This is a genomic window from Priestia sp. MDV22-iso46 (assembly GCF_058629175.1).
On record NZ_JBZVWT010000002.1, the window covers coordinates 845,061 to 859,330 of the forward strand.

14 protein-coding genes are annotated in these 14,270 nt (G+C 39.9%); 10 read left to right on the forward strand and 4 right to left on the reverse strand.

Going from position 1 to position 14,270, the window contains the following annotated elements:
- The first annotated feature begins 125 nt into the window (after nt 1-125).
- Nucleotides 126-2,444, forward strand: a complete 2,319-nt coding sequence (helD, locus tag AC4NPH_RS16265; protein WP_013058564.1) for an RNA polymerase recycling motor HelD — start codon at nt 126-128, stop codon at nt 2,442-2,444.
- Nucleotides 2,445-2,472: 28 nt separating this feature from the next.
- Here helD and comJ read toward each other — a convergent pair whose 3' ends face one another.
- Nucleotides 2,473-2,880, reverse strand: a complete 408-nt coding sequence (comJ, locus tag AC4NPH_RS16270; protein ID WP_013058563.1) for a competence protein ComJ — start codon at nt 2,878-2,880, stop codon at nt 2,473-2,475.
- 35 nt (nt 2,881-2,915) lie between these two features.
- Nucleotides 2,916-3,290 carry a NucA/NucB deoxyribonuclease domain-containing protein gene (locus AC4NPH_RS16275; protein ID WP_223269005.1) on the reverse strand — a complete coding sequence of 125 codons (375 nt, stop codon included), beginning with the start codon at nt 3,288-3,290 and terminating at the stop codon, nt 2,916-2,918.
- A gap of 292 nt (nt 3,291-3,582) precedes the next feature.
- Between AC4NPH_RS16275 and AC4NPH_RS16280 the strand changes: the two genes are divergently transcribed.
- Together AC4NPH_RS16280 and AC4NPH_RS16285 are read left to right on the forward strand one after the other, a co-directional pair.
- Nucleotides 3,583-3,843, forward strand: a complete 261-nt coding sequence (locus AC4NPH_RS16280; protein WP_013058561.1) for a metal-sensitive transcriptional regulator — start codon at nt 3,583-3,585, stop codon at nt 3,841-3,843.
- Nucleotides 3,844-3,998: 155 nt separating this feature from the next.
- Nucleotides 3,999-5,948, forward strand: a complete 1,950-nt coding sequence (locus tag AC4NPH_RS16285) for an FUSC family protein (RefSeq protein ID WP_053487648.1) — start codon at nt 3,999-4,001, stop codon at nt 5,946-5,948.
- 35 nt (nt 5,949-5,983) lie between these two features.
- On the opposite strand, the gene AC4NPH_RS16290 is transcribed toward AC4NPH_RS16285, so the two are convergent.
- On the reverse strand, nt 5,984-6,802 hold the full coding sequence (locus AC4NPH_RS16290; protein WP_013058559.1) for a squalene/phytoene synthase family protein: 819 nt from the start codon (nt 6,800-6,802) through the stop codon (nt 5,984-5,986).
- A gap of 325 nt (nt 6,803-7,127) precedes the next feature.
- Between AC4NPH_RS16290 and AC4NPH_RS16295 the strand changes: the two genes are divergently transcribed.
- The 6 genes from AC4NPH_RS16295 (at nt 7,128) to AC4NPH_RS16320 (ending at nt 13,000) form a co-directional block, all read left to right on the forward strand.
- Nucleotides 7,128-7,799: a response regulator transcription factor gene (locus AC4NPH_RS16295; protein WP_013058558.1), complete on the forward strand. Its 672-nt coding sequence runs from the start codon at nt 7,128-7,130 to the stop codon at nt 7,797-7,799.
- A gap of 1 nt (nt 7,800) precedes the next feature.
- Nucleotides 7,801-8,835, forward strand: a complete 1,035-nt coding sequence (locus tag AC4NPH_RS16300; RefSeq protein ID WP_063672505.1) for a sensor histidine kinase — start codon at nt 7,801-7,803, stop codon at nt 8,833-8,835.
- Between the two features lie 87 nt (nt 8,836-8,922).
- Entirely contained in the window at nt 8,923-9,279 is a 357-nt protein-coding gene (locus tag AC4NPH_RS16305; RefSeq protein WP_013058556.1) for a DUF1093 domain-containing protein, read from the forward strand.
- Nucleotides 9,276-10,043, forward strand: coding sequence for an ABC transporter ATP-binding protein (locus AC4NPH_RS16310; RefSeq protein ID WP_013058555.1), 768 nt, complete (start codon nt 9,276-9,278; stop codon nt 10,041-10,043). The genes AC4NPH_RS16305 and AC4NPH_RS16310 overlap by 4 nt, the downstream gene beginning before the upstream one ends.
- Nucleotides 10,030-11,940, forward strand: coding sequence for an ABC transporter permease (locus tag AC4NPH_RS16315; RefSeq protein WP_491938818.1), 1,911 nt, complete (start codon nt 10,030-10,032; stop codon nt 11,938-11,940). The genes AC4NPH_RS16310 and AC4NPH_RS16315 overlap by 14 nt, the downstream gene beginning before the upstream one ends.
- Before the next feature lie 127 nt (nt 11,941-12,067).
- Complete coding sequence (locus AC4NPH_RS16320; protein ID WP_013058553.1) at nt 12,068-13,000, forward strand: patatin-like phospholipase family protein; 933 nt, start codon at nt 12,068-12,070, stop codon at nt 12,998-13,000.
- A gap of 11 nt (nt 13,001-13,011) precedes the next feature.
- Here the strand turns inward: AC4NPH_RS16320 and AC4NPH_RS16325 are convergent, their stop codons facing one another.
- The gene (locus tag AC4NPH_RS16325; protein ID WP_013058552.1) at nt 13,012-13,377 is read right to left on the reverse strand and encodes a DUF3221 domain-containing protein; all 366 of its coding nucleotides are present in this window, start codon (nt 13,375-13,377) and stop codon (nt 13,012-13,014) included.
- 174 nt (nt 13,378-13,551) lie between these two features.
- On the opposite strand from AC4NPH_RS16325, the gene AC4NPH_RS16330 reads away from it, so the two are divergent.
- Nucleotides 13,552-14,160, forward strand: a complete 609-nt coding sequence (locus AC4NPH_RS16330) for a hypothetical protein (RefSeq protein WP_053487645.1) — start codon at nt 13,552-13,554, stop codon at nt 14,158-14,160.
- Nucleotides 14,161-14,270: the final 110 nt, after the last annotated feature.

Sequence of the window (14,270 nt, forward strand, 5' to 3'; positions counted from 1 at the left end):
GTTACATAGCAGGGATTTACGAATTCAGTAGGGAAGTATGTAGACTCTGAAAAAAATAAACAACGATCGCTTTTACCCGGTAACAAGTTCTGTTATCGGGTAACGTGTGTAAGGGGTGTGGATAAGTGAAAGACAAAAATTTAACAGAAGAACAGCAGCGAGTTGATTGGGTAGTAGAAGAAATCAGCCAAAAAGCTGAAAAAATAGGCAAAAGCGTAGGAAATGTAAAAGGCGAAATTGTCGATTTGCGAAGCACGTTTTGGGACGATGTCACGGTTAATATGGATGAGCCGGATGATGTGATTGAGACATTTACGAGTATTAAGCAGCAGGCAGAACTTTTAGCTGAACGTGAAATTACCCATAGACAAGCGTATGATCAATTAAAAACATTAAAAAAACTAACGCAATCCCCTTATTTTGGACGTTTTGATTTTATAGAAAATGGTGAAAAAGAAGCGGAAGCTATTTATGTGGGCGTGGGCTCTTTAATGGATCAAAAAGATGAAGAGTTTTTAATTTATGATTGGCGTGCGCCTATTTCGAGTCTTTATTATGATTATTCACCGGGAAAAGCGCAGTACGAAACGCCAGGTGAAGCGATTAAAGGCGAGATGAAGCTAAAGCGTCAGTTTATTATCGAAAATAGCGTAATTAAAAGCATGTTTGATACAGGAATTACCATTCGAGACGAGCTGCTTCAAGAAGTGCTCGGACACAATGCAAGCAGTCAAATGAAAAGTATTGTAGCGACTATTCAAAAAGAACAAAACCAAATTATTCGAAATGAAAAAAATAAAGTGCTGATCGTTCAAGGGGTAGCAGGGAGCGGTAAAACGTCTGCAGCTCTTCAGCGCGTGGCTTATCTTCTCTATCATCACCGAAAGCAGCTGACTGCAGAAAACATGATGCTGTTTTCACCAAATCCGCTTTTTAACAGCTACGTCTCAACTGTTCTTCCGGAGCTTGGAGAAGACAATATGAAACAAACAACGTTTCAGCAATATGCCGATGGCCGGTTAGGAAACGAGTTTGAAGTGGAGGACTTGTTCGTGCAAATCGAATATTTGCTAACGGAAAAAGATGTTGCGGCAAAAAAGCAAAAAATGCAGGAAATTCGCTACAAGGCAAGCTGTGAATTTAAAAAGCAGGTAGATGCGTATATTGAAGAACTGTCTACTAAAGACATCATTTTTAAAAACATTAAGTTTCGCGGCGAAATCGTGTTATCTGCTCGGCGTCTGCTGTCTTATTTCTATTCGCTTGATAAGGGAATTTCCATACCTAACAGGATGCAGCTCGTTGCGGAATGGGCGCTTAAACTCATTAATCAGCTTGAAAAGCTTGAGCGCAAAAAAGATTGGGTTCAAGAAGAAATTCAGCTTTTAGAAAAAGAAGATTATGTAGAGGCCTATCAGCACCTGCAGAAAAAGGAAGGCTACACGGAAAGTTCATTTGACGACTTTGACCGGGAACAAGCGTATTTAGCCAAAGCGGTTGTAGCTAAAAAAATGAAATTTATTAAGCAAGCCATCAAACAGCTTAAATTTATCGACATTCGCCGTATCTATATGCAGCTGTTTGAAAGAAATCACCTTTTTTCCCACGTAGAGGGATGGGAAGACACTGCTAAAAACACGGTGCAAAGAGTCATGAACATGAAGCTGTCTTATGAAGACGTAACGCCTTACTTATATATAAAAGATCAAATTGAAGGGCGTAAAACCAACCCTGTCATTCGCTATTTGTTTATTGATGAAGCACAGGACTATTCACCGTTTCAGCTGGCGTTTTTAAAAGAGCTGTTTCCGCATGCCAGAATGACGCTGCTTGGAGACTTGAATCAAGCGATCTATGCGCACGCCTTGAACGCACCGACCATTCTTTCAAGCGAACTGTACGAAGAGAAAGAAGCAGAAACGCTGACTCTTACGAGAAGCTACCGATCAACACGTCAAATTGTCGAATTTTCAAGGGATATGGTAGCAAACGGTCATTTAATTGAGCCGTTTAATCGAGACGGAGCGAAACCGACCGTAACGGCTACAGGCGACGTGCAAAAGCTGCATGAGGCAATTATACACAAAATTAATGAATTGAAGCAGCAAAACTATAAAACGATTGCTGTTATTGCCAAAACAGCTGAGGAAAGTCGTCAGGCATTCCAAGCACTGCCTGAAGCGATGTCTGCAAGGCTGCTGACAAAAGAAACAAGTTCATTTGAAAAAGGCATGCTTGTTCTGCCAGCTTACTTAGCAAAAGGAATTGAATTTGATGCCGTCATCATTTACAATGCATCGAGTGAATGTTACCAAGATGAATACGAGCGAAATTTATTTTATACAGCATGTACAAGAGCGATGCATGAGCTGCACCTGTTCTCGCTTGGTGAAATCAGCCCGTTTATATCAAATAAAGAAACTTATGAATACCAAAGTCAATAAAAGAAGGCAGCCAGTAGGCTGCCTTCTTTTATTGACTTTCAAAATGCAGCAAATACTTCACCAAATAAAGGCCTGAGTTTGTTTTTTCTTGAAGAGGAATGGTCAGGCATGTGACGTAATAATACCCGTTTGGAATATCATAGCTTAAGGTTTCAGATAGGACGCTTTTGATTTCAATCCCATCGCTTTCGACGTGAAAAGGAAGGCGAGTGGTCTTTTCAGCCTGTGATACGTCTAGAGTTTCGTTTACCCACACTTCAATAATGGCTTTTGTGTTCGATACGGCTTCAAATGAAATAGCTTTATCGTCTGCGACATATCCTTTTTGAATATCTTCATCACTCCAGTCGTGATGGGGTTTTGGCTGTCCTTTTTGAAACAGCGTAAACTGATGATAAGACATGGTTAGCTCTTGTTCTTTCCATTTTGTTTTCATGATTTCACCTCTTCAAAGTAAAGCTTGTTCTGCTATTATTGAACGATAAATTGTACGCGTGTACCATCTGGATACTGTTCTAACTGATTTCCAACCCATGAGCCGGCTCCACGGTTATCAGAAGGTGAAATATAGCGAATGTCAGCTCCTGCTCCGCCTTCTTCGCACATAGCCATTGGCCATTCATCACGGTCATAGCCTGTTTTTGTCGGATATCCTTTCAGCGATTCTTCCCGGTTCGCTTCAGCACCGTCGCGATCAATTGTGCAAACGGAAGAGTGCCCAGCGGCAATCGCGTCACGAATATGATCACCCGTTTCAGGATATCGGTCTAACGGAAAATAAAGCGTCGCATCATAGTTTACTTCAGCTTCCGTTTTTTCAGGAGCTAAAAAAGCTGCATGTCCCATAAACCCTAAAACACATGCCATGATAATGAATAGACTTGCCATTAATTTTTTCCCGTATGTAGCCATTTCAAACCTCCAGTATAAGTCGTTTTTACAGCTTAACTATACTCTCAGATTGCTAAGTTTAGATTACAGGACAATAAATACGGTGTAAACAAGTATTAACATTTATGCTAAACTTCCTTTACTTGACATCATACCCTAATAGGTATAAAGTTGTGTATACATTTACTTCATGCGTACAGCTTAAAAGCAAGAAACGCAATCATGCACGAGCGGAGGTAGTAGTATGATGGAATATGATAAGCAAGTTAAAAATCGTTTAAAACGAATTGAAGGTCAGTTAAAAGGCGTCTTAAATATGATGGAACAAGGAAAAGACTGCCGTGACATTGTGACACAGCTCTCAGCAGCTAGAAGCGCAATTGATCGCACAATGGGTGTTATTGTCAGCACTAATCTTGAACAATGCGTAAGAGAAAGCATTGAAAAAGGCGAGAATACCGAAAACTTAGTAAAAGAAGCAGTAGAGCTGTTAGTAAAAAGCAGATGAGACATTCGTTTCATCTGCTTTTTGTTTTAGTATAGGCTGCTTATAAGGATAAAAACGGCTATTCCTAAACACAATACGGATAGGAACAGCCGTTTTTTAGGTTTATCACGTTTTAAGAACAGGAAAGATATATGGAGAGAAAGGAGGAGGTCAAGGTGAGTGATGACAAAAAGTCACCAACATATAATCATACGGAAATTCATCATAAAATTGAGGCTTCTCCAAAAGCGCCGGGAATCAAAGCTGCTTTTCGCTTTAACCACGCTTCTTCTCCGTGGGTAAGAGGAATCAGCTCAGGCTTGTCTTCAAGCCTGCCGATTTTGATAGGAATTTTGTTTGATCATTTGCAGTACGGACTCATTGCAAGCATTGGCGGCTTTACATATCTATATACAAAAGATGAGCCTTACGCGCAGCGTGCCGTTAAGTTATTTTTAGCTTTGCTTGGCGTTACGCTCTGTTTTACACTCGGCTCATTATTTGCTGACGTAGCTTGGATGAAAACTATTTTATTTGGTGTTATTGGAGCTGTATCGGTTTATGTTTTCGGAGCCTTAAAAATTCCAGGACCTTCTGCCATGTTTTTTGTCCTTTCATTTGCTGTGAGTACGAGCATTCCAGCGCCGAATTTGCAGGCTGTTTTTTTGCACGCAGGACTCGTTTTTTTAGGAGGGACACTATCTTGGTGTATTAGCATGAGCGGCTGGCTTATTAACCCACGCGGACCTGAAACTGCCGCTGTGGCGAAAGCGTACAGGCAGCTAGCTTCATTTGTCGGGTCTCTTGGTACGGAATCGTTTCACGCCGAGCAGCATAAAACGGTTGTCGAGCTTCGAGCAGCGGAAACAGCGATGAAACAAGCGAAAATTAATCGAAAAAAATCATCGTTTGCGCATCGTCTGTTTTTATTAAATCAAAAAGCCGAAGGGCTGTTTATCTTTGTGATGGCCGCTGCGAACGATTTTAATCCAGCTGTTTCTAAAAAAGCACAGGCAGTGATTGAAACGTTCGCATCCGAAATGGCCACGTTAAAAAAACATAAAAAAATTCGAGACGTTCGAGAAGAAATTGAAGAGCTGTCCATTAAAGAAGAGCTGCGTACATTGCTATTGGATGTAAATGACGTTCTTCAAATGAAAGAATTAAAAGAAACGGAGTATATTCAATTTTCACAAGGCAGCGTAAAAACACGGTTAAAAGCTGCTTTTCACAAGCGTTCGTATGTGCTTAAAAACGCTTTGCGCTACGGAATTATTATGATTGTTGCCGCAGCGGTTGCCTACACGACAAATATTCCAAGGTCTTACTGGATTCCGCTTACGTGCGCAGGAGTGATGCTTGGAGCAACCGTTCGTGCAACGGTTCAGCGAGGTATTCAGCGCTCTGTCGGAACCATTTTAGGTATTTTAATTGGAACCGGGATTCTAATGCTTGAACCAACGGGAATCGTCATTGCGCTCATTGTCTTTGTGCTTCAGTCGACGATTGAAATTGTAATTGTCAAAAACTACGCGCTCGGCACGCTCTTTATCACACCGAATGCTCTTTTAATTGCTGAAAGCGGTCATCCTGATAAAGCGATTAGCTACTTTACGTCTGCTCGAGTGATTGATATTGTCATTGGTTCTATTATTGGAGTGGTCGGCACGGTATTAATTTTCAAACGAGCTTCTTCACTTCGTTTGCCATATTTGCTTGGAGATGTGATACGAAAAGAAGGACAGTTTTTAGAAATGCTAAGCACCGAACAAGATGAAGAAAGAATTAAACGAGAAAGAAATAAGCTTCAAGGAGAACTCGTTAATCTTCGGGCGCTGTACGATAATGTGATTGGAGAATATTCTAAAACGGCCGTCAAGCTAGAAGGGTTGTGGCCTGCAGTTGTCGCTACACAGCAGTTAGGTTATATGCTTCTTGCGTCGTTTGAAGGATATGAGCTTTCAGAAACGGAAAAACGAGAGCTTCAAGAAACATTTGCTCAGCTAGCTGCAGCAGCTGAGCAAAAACGAGCGCCAAAGCTTTCAAGTGTTCCGACCCTGAAACACTACCCTATTATTCAAGGAGAAATCGTCGCTTTATATGAAAGTCTTCAGGTAGAAATATAAAAAGCACGGAACCCAGGGGCTCCGTGTTTTTGTTTTTACATATCCACAACTTCATTTACCGTTTTATTTACATCGTCACGCGTCATTTTTTCTTTTCCTTTCATCAAGGCGTTTAATGTTCCATCAGCAAGCGCTAACGGAATTTTACAGAAATGAAGGATCGGAAGCGATTTGACATCTTCTAAATATTTCTTTCCTAGTGAAAGATTGCGGCGAGCGTAGGCAAACATATCTTCTCTGCTCCAATTGTTAGGAAAGAAGCTGACTCCGCGCTCTGAATCTTCCGAGGTATTACGCAGGATATTAACAGACTGCAAGCCGCGTCCAAACGCAATGGCTAATTCTTTGTCTGTTTCCGTGCCGTCATACCATTTCCAAATGTCATTAAGCATCACACCTACTAGACCAGCTACGTAGAACGTATAGTCATCTAAATCCGCTTCATTTTGAATATGCCAGTCTTTTTCTACCCAATCGGCCATTCCTTTGGCCATAATAGAAGTTGCATCTAATACTTGATCTGCAACTCCAGTCGGACAAAGCGCAATCCAGTTGCCGAGCTGAAGCGTTACGTCAGGTAAATCAGCTTGATAAGGACCTACTAATGCCATGTACTCGTCTTCGTTAAAAGACTTTTTTAACAGGTCACTAATGGCGTAAAGCAAGCGGCTTTTTACACCGGCTTCTAGCTCAGGGTGATCTTCAATTTCATCAATTGCCCTCATACATAAGTAAGCAGATCCTACTGCATCCTGCAATTCTGCCGGCAAGTGGCTAATTGGAATAAAAAATGTTCGGCTTGTCTCTTTTAACATCACCATTGCGTTGTCGCGTAATTTGTTGGGTACACTCATTGATAACTAGCTCCTTTTTACATATCCACATGTCAAATTAGTTTAAGTTTTCATCTTATATACTATAGTAACAAAAAATGAGCATTTAATGGAGTTTAAAGATTACTTATTACCGATATTGTCATTATTTTGTAGTATTTGAACAGAGAAACTTGTAACATATACAAGTTTACACTACGATAATACTCGTTCACTCTTCGTTTTACAGAAATAAATGGTTTATTTTTAAGAAAATTGCTGTCATGCTAATGAATTAGGTGAGCTTTTAAGAGAGTATTCAACAGTGGGTTATACATAATATATAGGACAATACAGAGGTGAATGTATGAAAATTTTAATTGTAGAAGACGATGATAAAATATATGAATTAGTAAAAGAGAAATTTGAACAGTGGTCATTTGAAGTGGCTGGAGTAGAAGACTTTCAAAAGGTAATGGAAGTATTTATTGCAGAAAGCCCAGAGCTTGTTATTTTAGACGTGAATTTGCCTGTATATGACGGGTTTTACTGGTGTCAGCAAATACGTACAGTTTCAAAAACTCCTATCGTCTTTCTTTCCTCTCGTGAACATCCAATGGATATTGTTATGGCAATGAATGTTGGGGCAGATGACTATATTCAAAAGCCGTTTAACTTGGATGTTCTTGTTGCTAAAGTGCAGGCGCTTCTGCGCAGAACGTATTCATATGGAGACACGATTTCAGACGTTATCGATTGGAACGGCGCGGTGCTAGACTTAAAAAAAGGAAGTTTGCATTACAACGATCAAGAAATTCATTTAACGAAAAATGAATTTTTTATTTTACGGCTTCTTTTGGAAGAACGAGGCAAGATTGTATCGCGAGAAGAGCTTATGCGAAGGTTATGGGAAGATGAGAAATTTGTAAGTGACAATACGCTTTCTGTCAACATCACACGCATTCGCACCAAGCTGGAAGACATCGGGCTGAATGATAAAATTGTGACCAAAAAAGGCCAAGGATATTTGGTGAATTAAGATGTGGAAAAGTTTTTTAAGAGAAAGGCTAAGCTGGATTTTATTTGTTCTTATATGGCTGAGTGTAATCGATGCTCTGCTGCTGCTTGAGTATGATATTAAGGTATCGTCCACTTCGTTTTGGTATTTGAATCTTTTAACGCTGTGTCTACTGGTTCTGTTTCTTTTATGGAGAGGAATAAAAGAAAGAAGATTTCTAAAAAAGTTAAGCTTAATGCTGCGGCATGATGCGTACGATTTACAAGAAATGCATTCATACGTTAGAACGAAAGCAGATGAAGATATGCTGAGTCTGCTACAGCATATAGATCGTGTGTATCGCAGACAAACTCATGCTCTTCACGTACAGCAGCGAGAGCAGCAGGAATATGTAACGACTTGGGTTCATGAGATCAAGACGCCGCTTACTGCGATGAAGCTGCTTATTAATGCTCATCGTACAGAGCTTTATAAATGGCCTTGGCTAAAGGATATTGAAGATGAGTGGATGAAAATTGACGGATTAGTAGATCAGAATTTATATTCTGCACGCCTGCAGTACTTAGAAAAAGATTATCAGGTGCAGGCAGTGTCGCTAAGTGAACTTGTTTTTCCAAACGTTGCGTACTTCTCAAAATGGTGTATTGAAAAGAAACTGCATATTGATGAAAAAAATCTAGACATACTGGTGCACACTGACCCAAAGTGGATGCAGTTTGTTGTGAGGCAAGTGCTGTCTAACTCCATTAAATATAGCCCTCTAGAAGGAAAGCTTTCTTTTTTTAGTGAAGAAACGCCAAAGTACGTAAAGTTATTTATCGCTGATCAAGGGAAAGGGATTCCAACTCAAGATCTTCCCCGGGTTTTTGAAAAAGGATTCACAGGAAATGCGGGAAGAAAAACGAAGGGAGCTACAGGGCTAGGACTGTATTTTTCAAAAAAAATTACAGATGCTCTTGGCCATCAAATAGAGGTGAATTCACTTTTACACGAAGGAACCACGGTGATTCTGACCTTCTACAAACCGAATTCTTTTGATAACCTTTCAAAAATGTAAGATTGCACGCTGAGATTGTCATCTGCTTCAAACGAATCTTTCCTTGTTTCAAAGTAAGATAGAGCTATACACAAGGAGGGAACGTACATGAAGAGAAAGTGGATTAGCCTCTTAGCTCTGCTTTTTGTTGTAGGAGCAGGTATAGGAGGAATAAAGATTTATCAAAAAGCCGCAACGGAGCATCAATACGGGATTATCCCAAAAGAAGCAAAAAAAGTGGATGAGTATGGACGAGTTCAATATACAATTTCAGTGATAAACGAAAAAGGACAAACAACGTTTCAAACATTTACAACGATTAAACAGTTAAAAGAAGGAACGGTTATTGACCTTTTCGTTCGAGGTAATGAAGTTCGGAAATATGACATTATAACAAAAAATGAGCTGCCGCAGCGAGTGAAAAGCGTGTGGCCTACAAAAGAACGAAAGGAGGAGGAAAAGTGAGCATTGTTCTTGAAGGAAAAAATGTAACCAAAACGTTTGGATCAAGAGGAAATGTATACGAAGCGCTAAAAGGAATTGATTTTACAATCGAAGAAGGAGAGTTTGTCGGTATTATGGGACCATCTGGAGCGGGAAAAACGACGCTGATGAACATTCTTTCAACGATTGACCGTCCAACCGATGGCGAGGTATGGATTCAAGGGGAAAACGTGGCGCTCATGAAAGATAAGAAGCTGTCTGCTTTCAGGCGCAATCATTTAGGGTTTATTTTTCAAGATTATAATTTATTGGATACGTTAACGGTAAAAGAAAATATTCTTCTGCCGCTTACGGTTACAAAAATGTCTAAGAAAGAGATGGAAGCGAAGCTTAAAGACACCGCAATGCGACTAGGCATCTATGAGCTGGCGGATAAGTACCCGTATGAGATTTCTGGCGGACAAAAACAGCGCGTTGCAGCAGCGAGAGCAATGATTACGAATCCAGCCGTTATTTTCGCCGATGAACCTACCGGAGCTCTTGATTCCAAAGCTGCTTCAAGCCTGCTTGAAAAGCTGTCGCAACTAAATCAAGAAGACCGTGCCACGATTATTATGGTGACGCATGATCCGCTGGCTTCAAGCTACTGCAGCCGCGTGCTGTTTATTAAAGACGGACAAATTTATACGGAGCTGTTTAAAGGCGAACAAACGAGACAAGCATTTTTTAAACGAATTATGAACATTCAAGGCGCATTAGGCGGTGAAGGCTATGACCGTATTTGATCTTGTTAAAAAGAATATGCGCAAAAATATTAGCCGGTACAGCCTTTATTTCTTTTCAATGATTTTTAGCATTATTGTGTACTATGTGTTTGCTACACTTCAGTACGACCAATCGATTTCAAAGGTTATTGGAGAAGAGCTGAGGCTGCAGGGCATTTTTAATGCTTCAAACTACGTTCTGCTTACCTTTATTGTTGTCTTTATTTGGTACACAAACTCATTTTTTATCAGGCAGCGTAAGAGAGAGCTCGGGCTGTATCATTTAGTCGGCATTGAAAAACGTACGATTGGAAAAATGATTTTCTATGAGAATATGCTGCTGGGGATTTCTTCTCTGGTGGTCGGTATTTTACTAGGTACCGTGTTTTCAAGGCTGTTTGTGCTGTTTTTACTAAAGCTTATGGGACTGTCGCTTTCTATTACGCTCACATTTTCTCTTCAAGCGGTTTTAAAAACAGCCGTAGTGTTTTTAATTGTTACCATTTTTATATCGTTTCAAGGCTATTTTATTATGTACCGCTATACGCTATTAGATCTGTTTCAAGCAGAAAGCAAAAGTGAACGCGTAAATAAAATGAATTCAAAGCGATCAATTGTAGTGGGAGGACTTGGTATCTTACTCGTTGGCTACGGGTACTACCTTTCATCAGGAAACATTGTGACGCCTAAGTTTTTTCTAATTGTAGCCGTTGTACTGTTCTCGGTCATTTTCGGTACATTTTTACTTTTTAAAGCCACAATTGAGTGGCTGATGGGACTTTACCGAGAGCATGCAAGCGGATACTATTCGTTTGCAAATATGCTAAGCGTTTCTACTATGATGTATCGAATTAAAGCAAATGCACGAGTATTAACTCTAATTACGATTTTGTCAGCTACTACACTTGTAGCAGTTGGTGTGACGTATTCCTCGTACTATAACACAAAAGCCGACGCCAGAAGTATGCAGCCTTATGACTATACGCTGCACAGCAAAAACGCAGCGCAAGACTTTATGGAAGTACTGCGTAAGTTAGATATCCAATCAAATCAGTATGTGTATCATATCGTGAAGCACTCTGCTGATTTATCGGACTTTCGATTTATTACATCTGGTTATTACGGAGATGGTGAGCGAATCAGTTTTTTAGATGAAGAAGAAGTGCGGAAAAACGGCGTTTCGGTTCCTTCGTTAAGTGCAAACGAAACCGTTGTTTTTGATTCGATGGCAAAAGGAAAAGTGTTTAAGCCTAGTACAGGTAAAACGGCAGTTGTGCAGCTAAACAAATCAGAACAGCTTGCTTTAAAAGTCGTTAAATCAGAACCTTCACTTATTCTTGACTCTGAAAGTGCCGGCTATCAGTTTGTAGTCAATCACGACACGTTTATCAAACTTTCAAAGGCTGGACAAAAGCAAGCGGTGTACGTGTTTAATACGGATGATGAAAACAAACAAAATGAACTTACTAAGAACTATCATCAAATCGCAAAAGTGGCTGGAGAAAGCCGTACTTCATACTATGATGTGTTTCAGGCAGGCTTAATGAGTAAAGGATTGTTTATTTTTATTGGAGGATTTTTAGGGCTCGCCTTTTTGATGGCAACGGGCAGTATTATTTATTTTAAGCAAATCTCAGAAGCTGAACAAGAGCGCAAAAGATTTGAAGTACTGCGTAAGCTTGGGTTTTCAGTGTCTCAAATGATGAGCACCGTGCGAAAGCAGCAGCTGTTTACGTTTGGTTTGCCTTTAGTAATTGGCATCTTGCACAGTCTATTTGCGCTGAAGGTCATTACAAACTTAATCGGTGAAAGTCTGATAGTCCCTGTTTTAATAGCGGATGCAGTATACGGGATTATTTATTTTCTTTTCTACTGGCTGACAATGAATTACTATCGAATGGTAATAAAGCGACTGTAAAGAAAAGACTGTTTCGATAAATGAAACAGTCTTTTTTTGTTAGGAAAATAAAAGGTATGGAGTAGCGAAAACCTGAATATAAAAAAGGGTATATAAAAACTAGAAAGTTGCAGGGGAGGGGAAAGATGTGAAAGCAGATGCTGTATTTGAAGGGGGAGGCGTTCGAGGAATTGCATTCACGGGTGCGATTGAAGCGATGGAAGAAAGCAACGTAGAATGGCAGCGTCTAGCAGGTACGTCAGCAGGCTCGTTAATTGCGGCTCTTTTGGCGAGCGGCTATAAAAGTGGTGAAATTCGCAAGGAGCTTCAAAACATGGACTATGCCAAGTTTCGCGGGAAAACGATCATTAACCGAATTCCTCTGATTGGGAACTTAATTGAATTAATGATTCATTTAGGTTTTTATAAAAATGATTATTTGGAAAAATGGGTGTACGGTTTGCTGCGTGAAAAAGGAATTGAAACGTTTGCGGATTTGCCGGCAGATAAGCTGAAAATTATTGCCTCAGACATTTCGAACGGACAGATGCTTGTACTGCCTGACGACTTGCCTCGCTACGGAATGCAGCCAAGCGATATGAAGATTTCACAAGCCGTGATGATGAGTGCGTCCATTCCTTTTTTCTTTCGTCCCGTCATCTGGAAATCCAAAGGGTTCAAGAGGTCATACATTGTCGATGGAGCGCTTTTAAGCAATTTTCCGATTTGGCTGTTCGATACGGAGCATCCGCGTTTCCCGACGTTTGGTTTTCGATTTGTAAAAGAAGAAATTGATACAGCCGCTGTTATTCCGACGCCGGTCCATTTATTTAAAAGTATGTTTACAACGATGCTGCAAGCTCACGATTTGCGGTATTTGAACGCGGAGACAAAAGAACGAACGGTGCAAATTCCAACCGGTGTGATTACGGCAACGGATTTTGCCTTAAAGGAAGAAGAAATCGAATTTTTATATGAATCTGGTTATATATCAGCAAAGCGCTTTTTAGAAAAATGGGATTTTGAACAGCATAAAATGAATCGGACCGGACGTCAGCTGACACGAAGAAAGCTCCCGTAACAGGAGCTTTTCTACGGCTGTTTTAAAATGTGGACTTCAACAGCTTCGCCTTTTGCCGGAACGGAATACTGAACGCTTTTGTCTTTTTTAAGCCAAGCTTTAACGAGCTGTCCTTTTTTGTATGTTTGATTATCCGGAATTTTTACATAAATAGGCTGTACATCGCTAGAACCAAGTATTTCTTTTGTTGTATAGTCAAGCGCGGTATCTCGCGGAATGACGTTTGCAATAAGAATTTCATCTTGTTTCACTTCTAAAATGCGCCCTTGAACTAAATAGCCGGCCGGCTTTTTTGACTGCTCGGCATTATCAGAACAGCCGCTTAAACAAATAAAAAAGAGAAGAAAAAGTGCAGTTGATTGAACGGTAAACTTCATAAAATCTCCTTTCCGTTTCAACATGACTACCATTATAACGCGTTTGACCATTTCTTTTCCAGTTTTCGGAGAAAGCAAGAGGTAATCGTTGACGTTATTTCAGCACGCGTGATATGTTTTAACTCATAAATGCTATTTTTACTAGAAGTCACGCCTAGTACGGGAGGTCCTTATATGGATGTTACCTTTTTAACCAATGTTATTCGACATATATTGGAACGAGATAATTTTGTCATTGACTTTGAAGAATCAGATGAACAAAATATTCACTTTTGGCATCGAGACGAGCCGTTTCGCCTTTTTATTTCAGAACAAACGGAAAGATATTTAGTATGGACCGTTTTTGAAAATGAAAAAGAACAGTGGAGCGGAAAAACATTTCTTCAAGAAGTGACGAATACGTGTAAAGACTGCAGTGAGCCAATCGCGCACTGGATTTATAAAGACGGAGGCAAAGCAGGTTATTGCGATCATTGTCTGAACACGTTTGGAAATGCGTATTTTACAAATGCTGATGATATCAAGCAAAACCTTCATTTAATTGACGGTTCTATTTGTTTTATTACGGATGAAACCGGAAGCGATTGGTGGATTGCATATGAAGGATTCAAACGAGTAATTGCAAGATTAGAAGAAAATCCCGATCAGAAAGTAGAAATGTACAAGCCCGAATATCCGGTTTTTAAATGGGAAATACATTTTCTAACGGAAAACAATTCTGCTAGCTTTAAGTTCAAAGATGACTTTGCATCTGGAATTGTACCGAAGGGAAGAATACTCTAACATCCTTGTTATAAGGGTGTTTTTTCTTATAATGGGAAGTTTTTTTGAAAAAAATAATTAATTTAGTTTAAAAAGAAGGAATTAAAGGGTAAAGAGTAGAAGATATATCA

Excerpts from the sequence above, each read along its gene's own strand:
- AC4NPH_RS16295 (WP_013058558.1), top strand. The coding sequence starts at position 7,128 with ATGAAAATTTTAATTGTAGAAGACGATGATAAAATATATGAATTAGTA.
- AC4NPH_RS16280 (WP_013058561.1), top strand. The coding sequence starts at position 3,583 with ATGGAATATGATAAGCAAGTTAAAAATCGTTTAAAACGAATTGAAGGT.
- AC4NPH_RS16330 (WP_053487645.1), top strand. The coding sequence starts at position 13,552 with ATGGATGTTACCTTTTTAACCAATGTTATTCGACATATATTGGAACGA.
- comJ (WP_013058563.1), bottom strand. The coding sequence starts at position 2,880 with ATGAAAACAAAATGGAAAGAACAAGAGCTAACCATGTCTTATCATCAG.
- AC4NPH_RS16300 (WP_063672505.1), top strand. The coding sequence starts at position 7,801 with ATGTGGAAAAGTTTTTTAAGAGAAAGGCTAAGCTGGATTTTATTTGTT.
- AC4NPH_RS16275 (WP_223269005.1), bottom strand. The coding sequence starts at position 3,290 with ATGGGACATGCAGCTTTTTTAGCTCCTGAAAAAACGGAAGCTGAAGTA.
- AC4NPH_RS16305 (WP_013058556.1), top strand. The coding sequence starts at position 8,923 with ATGAAGAGAAAGTGGATTAGCCTCTTAGCTCTGCTTTTTGTTGTAGGA.
- AC4NPH_RS16315 (WP_491938818.1), top strand. The coding sequence starts at position 10,030 with ATGACCGTATTTGATCTTGTTAAAAAGAATATGCGCAAAAATATTAGC.
- AC4NPH_RS16290 (WP_013058559.1), bottom strand. The coding sequence starts at position 6,802 with ATGAGTGTACCCAACAAATTACGCGACAACGCAATGGTGATGTTAAAA.
- AC4NPH_RS16325 (WP_013058552.1), bottom strand. The coding sequence starts at position 13,377 with ATGAAGTTTACCGTTCAATCAACTGCACTTTTTCTTCTCTTTTTTATT.